We start from the raw sequence: 17,628 nt of genomic DNA on the forward strand, positions 1-17,628 counted from the left end.
AACGGGTGTTCGTGGGAACTCGCAAGGGCACCGCGGGCGACGCGGGTAGCGTGTCCCCACCGTCCCTGAGAACCTCCGAGGAGTCCGTGTGCTCGATCTTGCGCTGTTCGTCCCGGCGTGCTTCGCACTGAACCTCGCGTTCGGGCCGAACAACTTGCTCTCGGTCACCCACGGCGTGCGACGAGGGGTGGGCTTCGCGGCGACGGCGGGGTTGGCGCGCGTGGCCGTCTTTGCGCCGATGATCCTGGTGAGCGCCCTGGGTCTCGGGTTCCTCCTGGCCACGTCGGCCACACTGTTCACCGCGGTGAAGGTCCTGGGCGCCCTCTACCTGATCTACCTGGGCATCGGCCTGCTGCGGAGCGGATCGTCGCACCGCAGTGAACGGGTCCCCGGCACCCTCACGCTGAGGACGGCCATGCGGCGCGAGGCCGTGGTGGCCATCAGCAACCCCAAGGCGATCCTGATCTTTGCGGCGTTCTTTCCACAGTTCGTCGACCCCGGCAGCTACTGGCTCAGCTACGCGGTCATGGCGGCGGTGTTCCTCCCCCTGGAGGTGGTCGCGATCTGCCTCTACAGCGCGTTGGGCAGGTTCGCCAAGACCGTGGCCTCCTCGCGGATGCACTGGTTTGATCGCGTGTCGGGGCTCGGGATGATCACGTTCGGCGTCCTCCTGCTGTTCAGCAAGCAGCCCGCGCGGGCGCTGTGAGCCGCGGTCAGGGAGGTGGTCGCCGTGACGTCGGCCGGCGTGAGGGAGCTACTCGCCCGCGGGTCGTCCTGACGTCGTCCTGAGGGCTGTCGATCGCGGGCGGAATCCTCGAATGGTCAATGCCTGGCCCCGGCTCGCGCAGGTCGCCTCGTCGACGTCGACACCGGCACAATGTGGTCAGGTTCACAGATCTCATTGACATTACTGACTGGTCAGGTAAGATTCAGGCCGGGGCCGCCGGACGAACGACGGACCCATGGACGGGTGGCCACGACCGCCAGTCCTCGCCGGTTCGGTGCGGCGCGTCGCCGATGACAGAGAGGAAGCACCATGCCCTTGGCCCTGGCCGACCACCACCGCGAGTTCCGTTCCAGCATGAGGCGGATGGCTCGCGAGCGGTTCGTCGACGGATACCTCGAGCGTTCCCTGCAGGACGAGTACGCCTTCGACACTTACCGGGAGCTGGGCAAGCTCGGGCTGCACGGGCTCTCCGTGCCGACGGCGCTCGGTGGTGACGGGGCCGATGCCGTCTCACTCGGAATCGTCTGTGAAGAGCTGGGGTGGGCCGACCAGGGCGTGGCCTCGCAGTTCGCGGTGGCCGCTCTGGCTCACTCCTACCTTGCGCAACGAGCTCAGACGGCGGTCGCAGAGCGCTGGTTGCCGGGGCTGCTGTCCGGCGAGCTCCTCTGCTGCGTCGCGCTGACCGAGCCAGAGGTCGGCTCCGATGCCGCCAACATCTCGACGCGGGCCGAACGGGTGGAAGGCGGCTGGCGGATTACGGGCGAGAAGGCCTCGATCACGGCCTCCCACGTGGCCGACCTCGCCATCGTCATGGCCAAGACCGATCCATCGGCGGGAGCGCGCGGGGTGTCGGCCTTCCTCGTGGACCTTGACGACGCCTCGGTCGCTCGTCAGGTGTTCCGGGACCCGGGTCTGCGCAGCGTCGGACGCGGGTCGCTGAACTTCGACGGCACCTTCGTGCCCGACGACCACCTGTTGGGCGAGGAGGGGCGCGGGTTCCACAACGTGATGGAGCTCTTCGACCTCTCGCGGTCCATGATCGGCACGCTGGTGACCGGTGGCGCCCAGCGAGCGATCGACATGGCGGCCGAGTACGTCACGCAGCGTGAGGCGTTCGGTCAGCCCATCTCACGCAACCAGGGCGTCTCCTTCGTCATCGCCGAGCACACCACGCTCATCGACCTGGTGCGCACCTACTCCTACCACTCGCTGTCCATGATCGACGCCGGCGAGCGGAACACACTGCAGGCCGCGTCCATCAAGTGGCACGCCCCGCGGGCGGCGTTGGATGCGATCCGCGAGTGTGTCGCGCTGCACGGGAACGTCGGCTGGTCAGACGAGCTCCCTCTCCAGGCTCTGTTCCGCGACGTCTCTGCCTACTTGATCGCGGACGGAACAGCGCAGATCCAGAAGCTTCTGGTGGCCCGCCACGTGCTGGGACGCGAGGCTGTCGATGGCTGAGCAGCGCGGCCGCCTGGCAGGCAAGGTCGCGATCGTCACGGGCGCCGCACACGGGATCGGTGCAGCCACCGCGCGGGCCTTCGTGCAGGACGGGGCACACGTGGTGCTGGCGGATGTCTCGCCGGCCGTCAAGGACCTGCAGGCCGCGCTCGGGGAGGGTCGGTCGACGCCGTTCGTCGGCGACGTCGCCGACCCGGCGCAGGTGGCATCGATGGTGAGTGAGGCCGAGACGGTGTTCGGCGGCCTGGACGTGCTCGTCAACAACGCCGCGCTGGGCCTGTCCGCGACGTTGGAGGAGCTGGAGGAGGCCGACTGGCGTCGCGTCGTCGACGTGACGCTGGGAAGCGTGCTCTCGGGCATCAAGCACGCCGCACCAGCCATGCGGCGACGTGGGGGAGGGTCCATCGTGAACCTCTCCTCGATCGCGGCGCACCGTGCCATGTGCGGGATGGCTGCCTATGCGGCGGCGAAAGCCGGAGTCGAGGCCGTGACCCGCTGTGCCGCACTGGAGCTGCGCTCCGCCGGTGTCCGCGTCAATGCCGTCGCCCCGGCCATGATCCGAACCCGCGCAGCCGAGAGCGGTACGCCGGCTCTCGAGCGTGCCGTGGGGATGCCGATGGGCGACTTCGTCGACCATCGGCAGGGCCGCTGGGGCGAGCCGGACGAGGTGGCGCGAGCCGTCGTCCATCTCGCGAGCGACGAGGCGTCGTTCGCCACCGGACAGACCACTGTCCTCGACAACGGGGCCTCGGTGCTGCTCTGACCTGATCGGATGCGGCCCGCTGAGTAGATCACGACAGCAACAAGGAGATGGCGAGATGACCAGGACGATCGATCGACTCATCAGCGGGGGCAAGTACTACGAGGGCCTACGATGGCACGACGGTCGATGGTATGCGTCGGACGCGTTGCGTGGCATCGTCTTCGCCATCGACGAGTCCGGCCGCCGAGAGGATCTCCTGCAGACCGATGCACTGTGCTCCGGTCTGGGTTGGCTGCCCGACGGCTCGCTGCTCTTCGTCTCGATGCTCGACCGCACGCTGCAACGGCGTTCTCCTGACGGTGAGGTGTCGCTCCATGCGGACCTCGCCTCGCTCTCGCCCCACTGGATCAACGACATGCTCGTCGACGACGTCGGACGCGCCTGGGTCGGGACGATCGGCTTCGCCATCCAGGACGGGGCCGACCCCGAGCCCGGTGAGCTCTTCCGCGTCGACCCCGACGGGACCGTTGCCGTGGCGGCGGACGACCTCTGGTGTCCCAACGGGGTGGTCATGCCCGATGAGCGCACGTTGGTCGTGGCGGAGTCGTTCATGGGTCGCATGACCGCATTCACCGTCGGTGACGACGGGTCGCTGTCGGACCGGCGGGTCTTCGCACAGTTCGGTGAGGCACCCGAGCCGGCGGGAGCGGTCGAGATGCTCACCGGCCTGGACTGTGCTCCGGACGGACTCGCCCTCGACTCGGCCGGGCACGTGTGGGCGGCCGATGCAGCGAGGCAGAGGTGCGTCAGGGTCTCCCCGGACGGTGAGATCGTCGATGAGGTGAAGCACCCGGACGGCACGAACGTCTACAGCTGCGCCCTGGGTGGGTCGGACGGCCGTTCGCTGCTGCTCGCGGCCTCGCAGGGGGTGTTCGAGGCTCTGGCCGGTGTCGACGGCACCGCCGAGCTGCTCACCACGTCCGTCGAGGTCCCGGCATGACCACGCGTTGCGGGTCCGGACGGGGCCGACGGAGCGGGTGACGGGCCATGAGTTCTCCCCTTCTTGCCCTGCGACGGCACGCGACCACCAGTGGCGATCGAGTGGCCATGGTCTGTGGAGAACAGCGTCAGACCTACCGGGAGCTCCACGACCGCGCCCAACAGCTGGTGCACGGCCTGCGTGCGCTGGGGCTCTCGAAGGGCGATCGTGTCGCTCTGCTGGTCGACAACGGCCCCGCGTGTCTCGAGCAGATCGTCGGCCTCGCCTTGGGTGGGTTCGTCCGGACCGGGTTGTACACCCACGACGCGCCGGAGCGCCAGCGATACCTGCTTGAGCTGACCGGCGCGGCGGCGCTGGTCGTGGACTCGCACCACTACGAGAGTCTGGAGTCGATGCTGGGTGACTGCCCGGACCTTCGACACGTCATCGTCGTCGGCGACTCCCGCCCGGCCGCAGGCGCGCTCGAGACGGCCCGGGTGCACAGCTATGACGCCACCGTCCACGGCGCCTCGACGGAGCCCGTCGAGATCGACGTCCGCCCCGAGGAGCTGCACCAGGTCAGGTTCTCCGCCGGGACCACCGGGTTGCCCAAGGGGATCGTGCACGACCTCGCCGGTTGGCTCGCGGTGGGTGAGGGCACGGTTGCTGCCCTGGAGACGCCGGTCACGTCGGCGGACTGCTACCTCGCGGCCGGCCCCCTCACCCACGCCGCGAGCATGCTCATCTGGCCGGTCCTGGACGCCGGCGGCTCGATCGTGGTGCTGCCGGCCTTCGACGTCCGCCACTTCCTGGCGGCGGTGGAGGAGCAGGGCGTCACGATGACCCTCCTCGTGCCGACGATGGTGCAGCTCATCCTGGACAATCCCGAGTCTCGAAGGCGCGACCTGTCGAGCCTGCGCGCTGTCTTCTACGGGGCGTCGCCGATGCCCGAGAGCGCCCTGGTCGCCGCGCTCGAGCTGTGGGGCAACGTCATGTATCAGCTGTACGGACAGAGCGAGGCCGTCCCTGCCACGGCGCTGACGCCGGCACACCACGTGGTGGATGGTACGGCGGCGGAGCGCGCGCGGCTGAGGTCGGCCGGCAAGCCGGTCGGTGGGTCCGCCGTCCGGATCCTCGACGAGGACGACGAGGAGGTCCCGCCGGGCACGGTGGGCGAGGTGGTCGTGCGCACCGCGGGTCGGATGCTGGAGCTGTGGAATGATCCGGAGGCCACCAGGGCTCGTCTCACCGAGGACGGCTGGGTGCGGACGCGTGACATGGGGTGGCTGGACGAGGAGGGTTTCCTCTTCCTGGCCGACCGCAAGGAGGACATGATCATCTCCGGAGGCTTCAACATCTGGCCGGCGGAGCTGGAGAACGCTCTGACGACACATCCGGCGGTTCGTGCGGCGGCCGTGGTGGGAGTGCCGCATCCCCGGTGGGGGGAGACGCCTCATGCGGTGGTGGTGCTGGCCGAGGGTGAGGCCGCTGATGTCACCGAGGAGGCCCTGATCGAGTGGACGCGCAGCACGGTGGGCTCGGTCAAGAAGGTGACGCGGGTCTCATTCGTCGACGAGCTGCCCACCACACCGGTCGGCAAGGTCCTGAGACGGGTTGTCAGGGAGAACCTTCGAGCGTGAGCGACGAGGGCGATCTTGACACTGCGTGGCACTCAACCAATACTTACTAGATAGGTAAGAAACGAGGTCGGGGTCGCGCCGTGCAGCGAGGCTCCGTCGACGAGGGTGGAGGAAACGACATGAGTGTGCTCGACCAGGAGTACGCACACCTGAGGCTCGAGGAGTCCGACGGCGTGCTCGTCGTTCGGCTGGACCGGGCCGAACAGCTCAACGCGGTCAACGGTCCGTTGCACACCGATCTCACCCGCCTGTTGGCGGCGCTGCGCTCCGAGACGTCGTTCGGTGCGATCGTGCTGACCGGCGCCGGCCGAGCCTTCTGCGCCGGCGGCGACGCCGCCTGGTTCGCACAGGCTGAGCCAAGCGATGTCGAGCGGATCTTCGTCGAGGCGCGGAGCATGGTGCTGGACCTGCTGGAGATCGGTCCTCCGGTCATTGCCGCCGTCAACGGGCCCGCAGTGGGGCTCGGGGCGACCTTGGCGCTGCTGTGCGACGTCGTGGTCGTCGACGAGGAGGCGAGCTTCAGCGATCCCCACGTCCTCATGGGAGTGGTCGCCGGCGATGGCGGTGCTGCCATCTGGCCGGCGCTCGTCGGGGTCAACCGAGCCAAGCAGTATCTGCTGACAGGCGATCACCTTGATGCTGCGGAGGCCGAACGCATCGGACTGGTCAACGCCGTCGTCCCCGCGGGAGCCAGCCTGGACGCGGCCGGACAGTGGGCGCGGCGCCTGGCTCGAGGCCCCCGCCGGGCCATCGAGGGAACCAAGCGGTCGATCAACCAGGTGCTGCGGATGCATGTCTCGGCAGCCTTCGAGACGAGTCTCGCGCTGGAGCGGGAGTCGATGAGCTCCGGAGAGCATCGTGAAGCGCTCGAGGCGTTCGCCGAGGGCCGTGAACCGGACTTCTCCTCGCTCGGCGACCGACCCGGAGGCTGACCATGCAGATCCAAGGACGAACGGCAGTGGTCACGGGAGCCGCTTCCGGACTCGGCAGGGCGACGGCGACGTTGCTCGCCGGGGCGGGCGCCCACGTGGCTCTGGTCGACCGGGACGAGGAGTCTCTCGTCGAGCTGGCAGTCAATCTCGGTGAGGGCGCGATGCCGCTGCCCACCGACCTGACCGACACCGAGCAGGTTCGCCGAACGGTCATGAGCGTGACGGAGGTCCTCGGAGGCGTGCACGTCCTGGTGAACGCTGCCGGCATCGCCCCCGCCGCCCGGATCGTGCATGGCGACACACCCTCGGACCTCGATGACTTCCGTCGCGTGATCGACGTCAACCTGATCGGGACGTTCGACATGATGCGATGGTGTGCCGTGGCGATGGGACGCAATGATGACGACGGCGCTGAGCGTGGCGTCATCGTGAACGTGTCCTCCGGTGCTGCGTGGCAGGGGCAGAAGGGCCAAGCAGCATACGCAGCCAGCAAGGCCGCCGTCGTCGGTCTGACCTTGCCGGTCGCGCGAGACCTCGCAGACCAGGGCATCCGGGTCGTCGCGATCGCTCCGGGCCTGTTCGAGACCTCGATGGTTGCCGGAATGCCGGACCGCGTGCGGGAGTCCCTCGAGGCGATGGCGCTGCACCCCTCACGCATGGGGGACCCGGAGGAGTTCGCGATGCTGGTACGCCACATCGTCGAGAACCCCTACCTGAACGCGACCACCGTGAGCATCGATGCGGGGATCCGCATGACGTGAGGCTCACAGGTCGATGATGCCTCCGAGGAACTGCTTGGCCAGCTCGCGGACGTCGTCCGGACTGACAGGTCCGGCCGGCCGGTACCAGCGATGCAGTGAGACCAGGGCGGGGATGAAGAAGTTCGACACCGCTGCCAGGTCGGCGTCGGTCTGGACGCGGCCGTCGCGGCGGTAGAGCTCCAGCAAGGAGGTGAAGTGCTCGGTGACGTCGGATGCGAACGTGTACCACTTGCGTCGGACGCGCACCGACATCTCCGTCTCCTCGCTGAACAGGATGTGGTAGAAGACGCGCAGGTGGGTCGCGCGGTCGATGTGGAAGTCCAGGTAGGCGTCGAGCTGCTCGGTGAGGTCGCGCTCCTCGGACGGACGCCATGGTTCGAGCACCGTGCTGAGGTCGTTGATGACGCGCAGGATGATCTGGTCCAGGAGCCACTGCTTGCTCTTGACGTAGGTGTAGACCGTGGGCTTGGAGATGCCGGCCGCCTCGGCCACGTCCTCGATGCTCGTCTTGTGGAACCCGCGGTCGAGAAACAGCTGGGCTGCGGTGTCGATGATCGCATCGGCACTGGTACTGCGCGGGCGGGCCACGGTCACTCCTGGGCGGTCGATCGGCACGGTGCGGGCTGGTTACCGCTCGGTTAGGAAATCCTATCGCGCCGCGCCGGGATTCCCTCGCGGTCGGGCGGTTGACAGCGATTCGTGAGCTGTGTCACGATCTCGTTAGATAACTAACTGGTAAAGTAAGTCTGGGAGGCAGTCGTCATGAGCATCGGATTCATCAGAAAAACCCTTGTGGTGTGCTCAGGCGTGGCGCTGGCCGCTGCGTGTTCCGGCCCCGGTGGGGGTGGGGCCTCCTCCGACGGAGTGGACACGGGGCGTGGCGTCGACCCGGAGGAGCAGGTCATCCGCATCGCGGGCCTGTATGACCTCTCAGGCCCCCTCGCCAGCATCGGCGTTCCCTGGGAGGCCGCGGCCACCTCTGCCATCGACGAGGTCAACGACTCCGGCCGACTGGGCGACTGGACGATCGAGTACGTCACGCGCGACCACAGCTTCAACCCCAGCAACTCGGTGTCCCAGTACGACGAGGTCAAGGACGACGTCCTGATGATCTCGCCTTCGTTGGGGACACAACCCACGGCGCCGCTGCTGCCGCGCTTCGCTGCCGACGACATGCTGGCATTCGTCGGCGGTGGAGCCTCGACCTCGCTGACCTCCCACTCGATCTGGGGCTTCAACACGTACCACGACGAGGGTGCGCGTGCCGTCGACCATGCGGTCGAGGCCAAGGGCGACGACCTGCGCCTGGGCATCCTGTACACCGACGACGACTCCGGTGCCGACGCGCTGCAGGGAACCCGGGCCGCTGCCGAGGCGCTCGACGTCGAGATCGTGGAGGAGGTCACGGTCGAGGCCACCACGGACGACTTCTCCGCTGCGGTCGGACGGCTCGAGAGGGCCGACGCCACGGACGTGGTGCTCGCGACGGGCGCCGGCCTGGCGTCCGGCGCCGTCGGGACCGCGTCCGCACGGGACTACAAGCCGCAGTGGTACGGCATCCTTCCATCGTTCGTGGAGGCTGCCTGGTACGGGACGCTTGAGCCTGAGGCGTGGGAGGACAACTTCTACTGGGTCCACGGGCTGCCGTACTGGGGCGAGGACCGTCCCGGGATGGAGGAGTTCCTCGACCTCTACGAGGAGTCGGCCGCCGCCGAGGACTTCCCCGGGCCGCAGGTCTGGGCACTCATCGGCCATCTGCAGATCCAGCAGATGGTCGGGATCCTGGAAGATGCCATCGACGCCGGCGACCTGACGCCTGAAGGTGTGTACCAGGCCGCCGACACGATCGAGGGCTATGACGCGGACGGGATGCTCCTCGGGCCGGTCAGTCCGCTCGGCGAGGACGCCACGCGGCAGACACGAATCCTTGAGCCTGATGTCGCCAACCAGACGTGGGACGTCGTCGGCGACGTCAAGGAGCTCGACTACTGACCTCTGAGCTCGCTGCCCATCACCGCCACGCGCCAGGAAGGAAGACGCCGTGCTGTCCATCCGCAACCTCGAGGTCGCCTATCAGGACGTCATCCACGTCCTACGGGGCGTCTCCGTCGAGGTTCCCGACTCATCGGTCGTCGCCCTGCTCGGTGTCAACGGCTCGGGGAAGACGACGCTGGTCCGCGCGATCTCCGGTCTGCTCTCGATGCATGACGGTGCCGTCACCGCCGGGACGATCGAGCTCGACGGCAGGTCCCTCGTCGGTATGCCGGCACGTGAACGGATGTCGTTGGGCCTGGCCCAGGTCATGGAAGGGCGCCGGATCTTCACCTCGATGACGGTTGAGGGCAACCTGGTGGCCGGGACCTTCGGGCGCGTGGCGCGTCCCGTCGTCAAGGAACGGCTCGAAGAGGCCTACGAACGGTTCCCCAAGCTCCGGCAGCTGGCCCGGCGACGTGCGGGCTATCTCTCCGGTGGCGAGCAGCAGATGCTGGCCATTGCCCGTGCGCTCATGGGTCGTCCCAAGCTCCTCATTCTCGACGAGCCCTCCCTCGGACTGGCGCCCGCAGCAGTCGACGACGTCAGCCGGATCGTGCGCGAGCTCCACGCCGAGGGGACGTCGATCCTGCTGATCGAGCAGGCCGCCCAGATGGCGTTGTCGCTCGCCGACCACGGCTATGTGCTGGAGACAGGACGGGTCGTCCACGACGGCCCCGCCGCCGAGCTCATGGAGGACCGCGACATCAAGGAGTTCTACCTCGGCGTGTCCGACGGCGCCGTGCAGTCGATCGCCGACACGAAGCGCTATCGGCGTCGCAAGAGGTGGTTGTCATGACGGAACCGGTGATCGAGCTGCACGACGTCTCGCTGACCTTCGGTGGTGTGACCGCGTTGAGGAACGTGGATCTCGACCTGCGTGAGGGCGAGCTGTTGGCTCTGATCGGACCCAACGGAGCCGGGAAGACGTCGATCTTCAACGTCATCTCCGGCGTCTACCGCCCCGATTCCGGCGCCGTCCGTCACCGCGGCCAGGATCTGCGGCGCACGAGGCCGCCGGCCCGCACCGAGCTGGGCATCGCCCGCACGTTCCAGAACCTCGAGCTCTTCCCGTTGCTCACCGTCGTCGAGAACATCCTCACCGGACGGCACCGGCACCTGCGTTCAGGATTCATCACCGGGGGGCTGTGGTTCGGACGGGCACGGACCGAGGAGGCCGAGGCACGACTTCGCGCCGAGGAGATCATCGAGTTCCTCGACCTGGAGGCCTATCGGCACGACCCCGTCAGCTCCTTGCCCTACGGCATCCAGAAGCGTGTGGAGCTCGGGCGAGCTCTTGCCTCGGATCCGCAGGTCCTGCTGCTGGACGAGCCGGTCGCGGGGATGAACAGCGAGGAGACCGAGGACCTGGGGCGACTGATCCTGGACATCAAGGAAGAGCTCGACGTCAGCCTCCTGCTGGTGGAGCACGACCTGCGAGTGGTGATGGACCTTGCCGACCGAGTCGCCGTGCTCAACTTCGGGCAGATGCTCGCGATCGACACCCCCGAGTCCGTCCAGGAGAACGACGCCGTCATCGAGGCCTATCTGGGCCCCGCTCTTCGAGACAGGGTGGATCATGTCTGAGCCGACCTTCGCCCCAGATCCTGTGGTCGACGATCCGACGACCGAGCACCTCCGTGGCTCGCTCCCGGGTCGGTTGATCCTCGCGGCCAGCCGGCGCGGCGAGGAGACCGCTCTGCTCCAGAAGGACCTCGGGATCTACGTGCGCTACACGTGGAACGACTACGTCGATGCCGTGGGTGCAGCGGCCCTGGCCCTGGAGCGGCTGGACGTCGGGAAGGGGTCGGTCGTAGCGATCCTGTCCGACAACAGAGTCGAGTGGGTCGTCGCGGACCTGGCCGTCCAGGCCCTCGGGGGAGTCGCCGTCGGCGTGTACCCGACCAACTCCGCGCAGGAGGTCCAGTACGTGCTGGAGCACTCCGGAGCCAGCGTGGTGGTCGTGGAAGACCAGGAGCAGATCGACAAGGTGCTCCAGGTCCGTGACCAGCTACCCGACCTGGAACACATCGTCATCCTCGATCCGCGGGGCACACGTGGCTATCCGGACGGGTTCGTCACCTGGCGCGACATCGTGGCGGACGGGGAGCGGCGACGTGCCGAGGATCCGTCGTTCCTGACCCGCAGCGTCGGCGGGCTCGACCACACCACCACGGCGGTCCTGATCTACACCTCGGGCACGACCTCGCATCCCAAGGCGGCGATGTGGTCGCACCGTGTGATGACGGCGCAGGCCGATCGCCTGGTCGAGACCTACGACATGTCGGCCCGGGACACGGTGCTGTCCTACCTGCCGCTGTCCCACGGTGCCGAGCGGCTGGTGACCGAGCTGGTGGCTCTGACCACCGGCGGCCGGGTGCACTTCGGTGAAGCGCTCTCCACCGTCCAGGCGGACCTCGCCGAGATCGGTCCGACGCTCTTCCTCGGCATGCCGAGGATCTGGGAGAAGATCCGGGCCTCGGTCGAGAAGGACCTGCGGCGTTCCTCCGCGCTGAAGCGGTCGGTGTTCGCGTTCTGTCTCGCGCGAGGCGAGCTGCTGGTCGAGCGCAGCACCCGCGGCGAACGCCGCTGGAGCGACCCCCTGACGCGTCGTCTCATCGACCTCCTCGCCTTCCGTGCGCTGCGCGAACACGTCGGTCTCAACAGGGCCTGGTTCGTCATGTCAGGAGGGGCGCCCATCGGGCCCGAGCTGCTGTTCTGGATCCGTGCCATCGGTGTGCCGGTGGTCGAGGGATTCGGTCTGACCGAGGCCGGTGTCACCCACCTGGCTCCACCCGGGTCCCCGCCGCGCATCGGCACAGTCGGGACTGCGTTCGACGACGTGGAGTGCGTGATCGCCGACGACGGAGAGATCCTGCTGCGCAGTGCGACGAACTTCGTGGGCTACCTGGGCGACCCGCAGGCGACGACCGAGACCCTGACCGACGACGGCTGGGTGCGGACCGGTGACCTCGGTGAGGTGGACGATGACGGCTACCTGCGGATCATCGGTCGCAAGAAGGACATCATCATCACCGCCGGCGGGAAGAACATCTCACCCGCCGCCATCGAGAACGCGATGAAGTCGTCGCCGTTCATCTCCCACGCTGTTCCGGCAGGCGATTCCCGGCCGTTCATCTCGGCGCTCCTGCAGGTCGACTGGGAGACGACCGGGGACTGGGCCGCCCAGAACAAGGTGGCCTACACCTCCTTCGAGGACCTGTCGTCCAAGCCTGAAGTCGTGAAGCTCATCGACGATGAGATCGCACGAGGCAATGAGCTGCTGGCCCGCGTCTCCCAGGTCCGGGCCTTCCGGCTGGTGCCCAAGCAGCTCCACCAGGACGACGGCGAGCTGACGGCGACGCAGAAGGTACGACGCAAGGCCGTGCTCGAGAAGTTCGCCCACCTGGTCGACGACATCTACGAGAGGAGCTGACATGGTCGGTCTGCTCGAGCTGATCGTGTCCGGGTTGTCCCTGGGATCGCTCTACGCACTCATCGCCCTGGGGATCGTCGTGGTCTTCCGTTCCTCGGGCCTGCTCAACTTGGCCCAGGGCGAGTTCGCCATCCTCGGTGCCTTCCTGATGACCACCGTCGCGGCCGTCGGGCTCGTGCCCTGGCCACTCGCCCTCGTGGTCGTGATCGTCGTCCTGGGCGCAGTGGGGGCCGTGGGTGAGCGGGTCGTCCTGCGACCGTTGATGGCCCGACCCGCGTTCGTCGGTTCGATCCTGACGTTGTTCATGGGGTTCGTGATCCACGTCGGCGTCGTCTACGCCTACGGCACCTCACCGCGGCCCATGACGACGCCGTGGAACCCCACCGGTCAGCTGACCGTCCTCGAGGTCCGCATCCCGTACACCAGCGTCGCCACCATCGTCGTGGCCCTGACCGCCATGGTGGCTCTGGCCTGGCTGCTGCAGCGCACCCGGCTGGGGGCCGCCATGCGTGCGGTGGCTGACGACCAGGAGGCCTCGGTCGCGCTCGGCCTGCCCAGCGAGCGGCTGCTCGGACTCTCCTGGGCCCTGGCCGCCGGCATGGCGGCCGTCGCCGGTGTCTTCCTGGCGATGCCGCCCAGGACGGTGAGCCTGGAGATGAGCCTGGTGCTCTTCATGGCCTTTCCTGCCGTCATCCTGGGCGGTCTCGACTCACCGTTAGGTGCTGCCCTCGGAGGGCTCGCCCTGGGAGTCATCCAGGTGACCGGGGAGTTCTACCTGAACCCGCTGCTGGGTGACTTCGGTTCAGGATTCCACCGCATCCTGCCGTTCATCGTCATGATCCTCGTCCTGATGGTGCGGCCCAACGGGCTGTTCGGCACCTCACAGCTGGAGCGAGTCTGATGCCTGATCGTCCTCTTCCGACCAGCCATGCCGCGCTCCTGGTCATGTATCCGGGGCGCTGGGCGCGGACCGGCTGGGTCCTGCTGGCGGCGTTCTTCGCGCTCGTCCTCCCTCTCATGCTCGCCGGAGGCGTCCTGGGTGGCCGTTGGACCCACGTGGCGCTCGACGCCCTCGTGTTCATCGTCGGAGCGGTCGGACTGATGCTCCTCACCGGCGTGACCGGACAGATATCGATCGGGCACGCGGCATTCCTGGCGATCGGGGGATTCACCGCAGCCGTGGCCGGCCTGCAGTACGGTCTGCCGTTCTGGATCGTCCTTCCGCTGTCCGGGCTCGCGGCGGCCGCCGTGGGGCTCTTGATCGGCCCGTTCGCACTGCGTCTCAAAGGTCTGTACCTCGCGATCGTCACGCTCGGACTGATCTTCGTGGTCCAGCACGTTCTCCTGCGCTGGGAGAGTGTGAGCGGTGGGGTGCGCGGCACGCCCGTCCCGATGTGGTCGTGGTTCCGTGACCCTGCCGACACCGAAGCCGTGGGGGAGGGCTTCGGCAGCACCTCGATCACGGTCGGCACCCTGGTGCTCGGACGCGACATCCAGCTCTATCTGGTGTACCTCGTGGTGGCGGCCGCGGCGATCATGTACGCGCGAAACCTCATGCGCAGTCGCCTCGGACGCTCGATGGCCGCCGTGGGCGCCAGTGAGATCGCGGCCTCGTCCGTGGGGATCCGTGTGGGCCGCACGAAGGTCATCGCGTTCGCTCTGTCGTCGTTCTACGCAGGTGTCGCCGGTGCGATGTACGGATGGAAGCAGAGCTTCCTGACCGTTGACCCGCCCTTCGGGCTCACGATGTCCGTGGAGTTCGTCGCGATGATCTTCATCGGAGGGATCGGGACCATCTTCGGAGCCGTCATCGGGGCGGTGCTGTTCGCGCTCGGCCGACCGCTGGCCGAGCAGCTCGCCGAGCTGCCCTTCCTCGCCGGGACGCCCTTGCAGTCCGGCGACCTCACCATGCTGCTGTTCAGCATCGCGGTGATCACCTTCGTCATCTTCGAGCCGTTGGGCCTGTTGGGGATCTGGCTGCGCGTGAAGCGCTACTTCCTGACCTGGCCCGTTCCACGTGGAGGGGGATCCTGAATGAGCACGTCGACATCGAACGAGTCCGACCTGACCATCGCGGTGGAGCATCGCGAGAAGGTGCTGTGGGTCGACCTGCAGAGACCGGACGTCCTGAACGCGATCAACCGCGCCATGGTCGACGACCTGCATCGGATGGTCGATCGCGCAGAGCAGTCCGACGTCCGAGCCGTGGTCATCCGCGGGACCGGCCGGGCCTTCTGTGCGGGTGCGGACCTGCACCAGGTCCCCGGCCAGCAGATCGACATCGATCTGTTGAGGGAGACCGTCGATGAGGTGGCGAAGGTCATCGATCGCATCGCGAGTCTGCCCAAACCGGTGATCGCCGGCGTGCACGGAGTGGCTGCGGCGGGAGGTCTGGAGATCGTGCTGGCCTGCGACATCGTGGTGGCCACTCGTGATGCGCGATTCGCCGACGCCCACAGCAACTACGGCCTGCTACCGGGTGGGCGCGGCTCCGTCCGCCTCCCGCGACTGGTGGGAGCCGCGCTGGCCAAACGACTGATGTTCACCGGGGAGTTCGTGACGCCGAGCGAGCTCGTGGCCTCCGGACTCGTCGCGGCAGTGGTGGAGCCTGAGGAGCTCGACGACCACCTGCACAGGCTGGCCGGGCACCTGACCGAGCGGAGCCCACGCGTCCTCGCCGCCATGAAGCGTCTCGTCGACGGGAGCCATCAGCTGTCGGCCACGGAGTCCGCCGACGCGGAGGAAGCAGCCCTGGGGGAGTACCTCCGGACGCCCGATCTCAAGGAGGGTCTCACGGCCTTCCGCGAGGGGCGGCAGCCTCGCTTCGACGACTGACCCGTCCGGACCGCACCAGCCATCGCACCAGCTCCAGGAGGTTCCCATGAATGCCGTCGACATCGCCGGGGTGGGGATGACCGAGTTCGGGAAGTTCCCGGACCGGTCCCCACGCTCGCTCGTGCACGAGGCCGTCAGCGCTGCGCTCACCGATGCCGGGATGGACGGTGCGCGGGTCGGCGCGGTCTACGTCTCCAACGCCTTCGGCGGCAGTCTGCAGGGCCAGGACTCCGTGCGGGGGCAGGTCTGGCTGGGGGAGACCGACGTCGCCGGCGCGCCGGTGTTCAACGTCGAGAACGCGTGCGCCGGCGGAGGTTCGGCGATCTCGCTCGCCCGCACGGCCATCGTCGCCGGGGAGGTCGACGTGGCGGTCGCCGTGGGCGTGGAGAAGCTGACGCATCCGGACCGGTCCAAGGCGATCACCGCCATGATGGGAGCGCTCGACCAGGAGGAGCTGCCCGCCCTGCGGAGGTCGCTAGGTCTCAGCGACGGAGGCTCGCCGTTCATGCGGGTCTACGCGGGCTTCGCCGAGGCGTACATGGCGCGCAGCGGCGCCACCCAGGAAGACTTCGCGCGTGTCGCGGCCAAGACCCATGCCCATGGCGCCTTGAACCCGCGGGCGCAGCACCGGCGTGCCATCTCGGTGGAGGAGGTCCTGGCGGCCAGACCCGTCGAGGGTCCGCTGACTGTGCCGATGTGCGCTCCGATCGGCGACGGTGCCGCGGCGGTCGTGCTGACCTCCGCCGCCCTGGCATCCGCCGGCGGGTCACCGGTGCGGCTCCTGGCGTCGGTCGTCGGTTCGGGTCGACGTGGTGAGGACGGACTGCTCGTGCCCGGAACGGCCCGTCGCGCATTCGACGCTGCCGGCATCAGTCCGCAGGACGTCGACGTCCTCGAGGTGCACGACGCCGCCTCACCGGCGGAGCTCATCGTGCTCGAGGAGCTCGGGATCGCCGGGCCGGGGGAGGCCGTCGGCCTCGTGCGAGCCGGCGAGACGGCGCTGGGCGGACGGATACCGGTCAACCCGAGTGGTGGTCTGGTCAGCAGGGGGCATCCGTTGGGGGCCACGGGCGTGGCGCAGGTGGTGGAGCTCACCGACCAGCTGCGTGCCCGATCCGGCGATCGTCAGGTCGAGGGCGCCCGGCTCGCGGTGGCTGAGAACGCAGGTGGATACCTGGGGCCCGATGCAGCGGCCGCGGCCATCACCGTCCTTGCCCGGTAGATCATGTGCCCTGCTCATCGACCGGGCGAGCGGCTCCCCGGGGTTCCGGCGCCATCGGTTCGCATCCGTTCGCACGACGGCGTCGTCCTCGGCGCCGACGCCTGGGGTCCCGAGGACGGCCCGCCGCTGGTCCTGCTGCACGGGGGCGGGCAGACCCGCCATGCCTGGAAGAGCGCCGGACACACACTCGGCGTGCACGGGTTCCGTGCGCTCGCGTACGACGCTCGAGGTCACGGCGACTCGTCATGGTCGCAGGATGGCGACTACTCCGAGGCGGCTCTGGTCGCAGACCTGCGTGCGGTCGTCGCGTCGTTCGCCGGAGTCCGACCCTGCATCCTGGTGGGAGCCTCGATGGGAGGACTGACCTCCCTGGCAGCGATAGGCCGTGGTGAGGTGCTGGCGTCCGCACTGGTCCTCGTCGACGTGGTGCCCCGGGTCGACGGCGCGGGAGTGCAGCGTATCGCCGACTTCATGGATGCCGGGCGCGACGGCTTCGACTCGTTGGACCAGATGGTCGATGCCATTGCCGTCTTTCAACCGCACCGGAGGCGACCGGGATCGATCAGCGGGGTCGCCAAGAACGCACGGCTCGATGCGGACGGTCGGTATCGGTGGCACTGGGATCCTGCCGTGACCCCGGAGTCCGACTTGGAGCAGATGGCGGCGCGACATGAGCGGTATGCGCAGGCCGTGGACGTGCCCACCTTGATGGTGCGGGGTGAGCTGTCGGAGGTCGTTCGCGAGGACGGGACCCAAGACTTCCTGCGTCTGATGCCGCATGCGCAGGTCGATGAGGTGGCCGGAGCCTCACACATGGTCGCCGGCGACGACAACGATGCGTTCGTGGAGCGGATCGTGGCCTTTCTCCGTGGTCACCGGACGTCGTCGCCGCCGGACTGAC

General features: G+C 68.2%; 17 protein-coding genes. 16 read left to right on the top strand and 1 reads right to left on the bottom strand.

Going from position 1 to position 17,628, the window contains the following annotated elements; translation table 11 throughout:
- Positions 1-88 precede the first annotated feature (88 nt).
- The 7 genes from ACEVFP_RS07295 (at position 89) to ACEVFP_RS07325 (ending at position 7,203) form a co-directional block, all read left to right on the top strand.
- Positions 89-706, top strand: a complete 618-nt coding sequence (locus ACEVFP_RS07295) for a LysE family translocator (RefSeq protein ID WP_375002989.1) — start codon at positions 89-91, stop codon at positions 704-706.
- A gap of 330 nt (positions 707-1,036) precedes the next feature.
- Positions 1,037-2,188, top strand: coding sequence for an acyl-CoA dehydrogenase family protein (locus tag ACEVFP_RS07300; RefSeq protein ID WP_375002990.1), 1,152 nt, complete (start codon positions 1,037-1,039; stop codon positions 2,186-2,188).
- The gene (locus ACEVFP_RS07305) at positions 2,181-2,951 is read left to right on the top strand and encodes an SDR family NAD(P)-dependent oxidoreductase (RefSeq protein ID WP_375002991.1); all 771 of its coding nucleotides are present in this window, start codon (positions 2,181-2,183) and stop codon (positions 2,949-2,951) included. Before ACEVFP_RS07300 ends, ACEVFP_RS07305 begins: the two co-directional genes overlap by 8 nt.
- A 55-nt stretch (positions 2,952-3,006) precedes the next feature.
- Complete coding sequence (locus tag ACEVFP_RS07310) at positions 3,007-3,891, top strand: SMP-30/gluconolactonase/LRE family protein (protein ID WP_375002993.1); 885 nt, start codon at positions 3,007-3,009, stop codon at positions 3,889-3,891.
- Between the two features lie 47 nt (positions 3,892-3,938).
- A complete protein-coding gene (locus tag ACEVFP_RS07315; RefSeq protein ID WP_375002994.1) occupies positions 3,939-5,510 on the top strand; it encodes a class I adenylate-forming enzyme family protein in 1,572 nt (523 codons plus the stop codon).
- 119 nt (positions 5,511-5,629) lie between these two features.
- On the top strand, positions 5,630-6,442 hold the full coding sequence (locus tag ACEVFP_RS07320; protein ID WP_375002996.1) for an enoyl-CoA hydratase/isomerase family protein: 813 nt from the start codon (positions 5,630-5,632) through the stop codon (positions 6,440-6,442).
- 2 nt (positions 6,443-6,444) lie between these two features.
- Positions 6,445-7,203, top strand: a complete 759-nt coding sequence (locus ACEVFP_RS07325) for an SDR family NAD(P)-dependent oxidoreductase (protein WP_375002997.1) — start codon at positions 6,445-6,447, stop codon at positions 7,201-7,203.
- 3 nt (positions 7,204-7,206) lie between these two features.
- Here the strand turns inward: ACEVFP_RS07325 and ACEVFP_RS07330 are convergent, their stop codons facing one another.
- Complete coding sequence (locus tag ACEVFP_RS07330) at positions 7,207-7,791, bottom strand: TetR/AcrR family transcriptional regulator (RefSeq protein ID WP_375002998.1); 585 nt, start codon at positions 7,789-7,791, stop codon at positions 7,207-7,209.
- Between the two features lie 174 nt (positions 7,792-7,965).
- Between ACEVFP_RS07330 and ACEVFP_RS07335 the strand changes: the two genes are divergently transcribed.
- From ACEVFP_RS07335 to ACEVFP_RS07375, 9 genes are read left to right on the top strand one after another with little or no spacing between them, the layout of a single operon-like run.
- Positions 7,966-9,195: an ABC transporter substrate-binding protein gene (locus tag ACEVFP_RS07335; protein ID WP_375002999.1), complete on the top strand. Its 1,230-nt coding sequence runs from the start codon at positions 7,966-7,968 to the stop codon at positions 9,193-9,195.
- 49 nt (positions 9,196-9,244) lie between these two features.
- On the top strand, positions 9,245-10,033 hold the full coding sequence (locus tag ACEVFP_RS07340; protein WP_375003001.1) for an ABC transporter ATP-binding protein: 789 nt from the start codon (positions 9,245-9,247) through the stop codon (positions 10,031-10,033).
- Positions 10,030-10,821, top strand: coding sequence for an ABC transporter ATP-binding protein (locus ACEVFP_RS07345; protein ID WP_375003002.1), 792 nt, complete (start codon positions 10,030-10,032; stop codon positions 10,819-10,821). The genes ACEVFP_RS07340 and ACEVFP_RS07345 overlap by 4 nt, the downstream gene beginning before the upstream one ends.
- Complete coding sequence (locus ACEVFP_RS07350; RefSeq protein WP_375003004.1) at positions 10,814-12,670, top strand: AMP-dependent synthetase/ligase; 1,857 nt, start codon at positions 10,814-10,816, stop codon at positions 12,668-12,670. The genes ACEVFP_RS07345 and ACEVFP_RS07350 overlap by 8 nt, the downstream gene beginning before the upstream one ends.
- 1 nt (position 12,671) lies before the next feature.
- A complete protein-coding gene (locus ACEVFP_RS07355; RefSeq protein WP_375003005.1) occupies positions 12,672-13,571 on the top strand; it encodes a branched-chain amino acid ABC transporter permease in 900 nt (299 codons plus the stop codon).
- Positions 13,571-14,704: a branched-chain amino acid ABC transporter permease gene (locus tag ACEVFP_RS07360; protein WP_375003006.1), complete on the top strand. Its 1,134-nt coding sequence runs from the start codon at positions 13,571-13,573 to the stop codon at positions 14,702-14,704. Before ACEVFP_RS07355 ends, ACEVFP_RS07360 begins: the two co-directional genes overlap by 1 nt.
- Positions 14,705-15,505, top strand: coding sequence for an enoyl-CoA hydratase/isomerase family protein (locus ACEVFP_RS07365; RefSeq protein WP_375003007.1), 801 nt, complete (start codon positions 14,705-14,707; stop codon positions 15,503-15,505).
- Positions 15,506-15,551: 46 nt separating this feature from the next.
- Positions 15,552-16,727, top strand: coding sequence for a thiolase family protein (locus ACEVFP_RS07370; protein WP_375003009.1), 1,176 nt, complete (start codon positions 15,552-15,554; stop codon positions 16,725-16,727).
- A 3-nt stretch (positions 16,728-16,730) separates the two neighbouring features.
- Positions 16,731-17,627 (top strand): alpha/beta fold hydrolase, encoded by an 897-nt coding sequence (locus ACEVFP_RS07375; protein WP_375003011.1) that lies wholly within the window; start codon positions 16,731-16,733, stop codon positions 17,625-17,627.
- Position 17,628: the final 1 nt, after the last annotated feature.

Source organism: Aeromicrobium sp. CTD01-1L150, from assembly GCF_041951745.1.
Classification (GTDB): domain Bacteria; phylum Actinomycetota; class Actinomycetes; order Propionibacteriales; family Nocardioidaceae; genus Aeromicrobium.

Excerpts from the sequence above, each read along its gene's own strand:
- ACEVFP_RS07375 (WP_375003011.1), top strand. The coding sequence starts at position 16,731 with ATGTGCCCTGCTCATCGACCGGGCGAGCGGCTCCCCGGGGTTCCGGCG.
- ACEVFP_RS07370 (WP_375003009.1), top strand. The coding sequence starts at position 15,552 with ATGAATGCCGTCGACATCGCCGGGGTGGGGATGACCGAGTTCGGGAAG.
- ACEVFP_RS07310 (WP_375002993.1), top strand. The coding sequence starts at position 3,007 with ATGACCAGGACGATCGATCGACTCATCAGCGGGGGCAAGTACTACGAG.
- ACEVFP_RS07350 (WP_375003004.1), top strand. The coding sequence starts at position 10,814 with ATGTCTGAGCCGACCTTCGCCCCAGATCCTGTGGTCGACGATCCGACG.
- ACEVFP_RS07345 (WP_375003002.1), top strand. The coding sequence starts at position 10,030 with ATGACGGAACCGGTGATCGAGCTGCACGACGTCTCGCTGACCTTCGGT.
- ACEVFP_RS07300 (WP_375002990.1), top strand. The coding sequence starts at position 1,037 with ATGCCCTTGGCCCTGGCCGACCACCACCGCGAGTTCCGTTCCAGCATG.
- ACEVFP_RS07315 (WP_375002994.1), top strand. The coding sequence starts at position 3,939 with ATGAGTTCTCCCCTTCTTGCCCTGCGACGGCACGCGACCACCAGTGGC.
- ACEVFP_RS07320 (WP_375002996.1), top strand. The coding sequence starts at position 5,630 with ATGAGTGTGCTCGACCAGGAGTACGCACACCTGAGGCTCGAGGAGTCC.
- ACEVFP_RS07335 (WP_375002999.1), top strand. The coding sequence starts at position 7,966 with ATGAGCATCGGATTCATCAGAAAAACCCTTGTGGTGTGCTCAGGCGTG.
- ACEVFP_RS07325 (WP_375002997.1), top strand. The coding sequence starts at position 6,445 with ATGCAGATCCAAGGACGAACGGCAGTGGTCACGGGAGCCGCTTCCGGA.
- ACEVFP_RS07305 (WP_375002991.1), top strand. The coding sequence starts at position 2,181 with ATGGCTGAGCAGCGCGGCCGCCTGGCAGGCAAGGTCGCGATCGTCACG.
- ACEVFP_RS07360 (WP_375003006.1), top strand. The coding sequence starts at position 13,571 with ATGCCTGATCGTCCTCTTCCGACCAGCCATGCCGCGCTCCTGGTCATG.
- ACEVFP_RS07365 (WP_375003007.1), top strand. The coding sequence starts at position 14,705 with ATGAGCACGTCGACATCGAACGAGTCCGACCTGACCATCGCGGTGGAG.
- ACEVFP_RS07355 (WP_375003005.1), top strand. The coding sequence starts at position 12,672 with ATGGTCGGTCTGCTCGAGCTGATCGTGTCCGGGTTGTCCCTGGGATCG.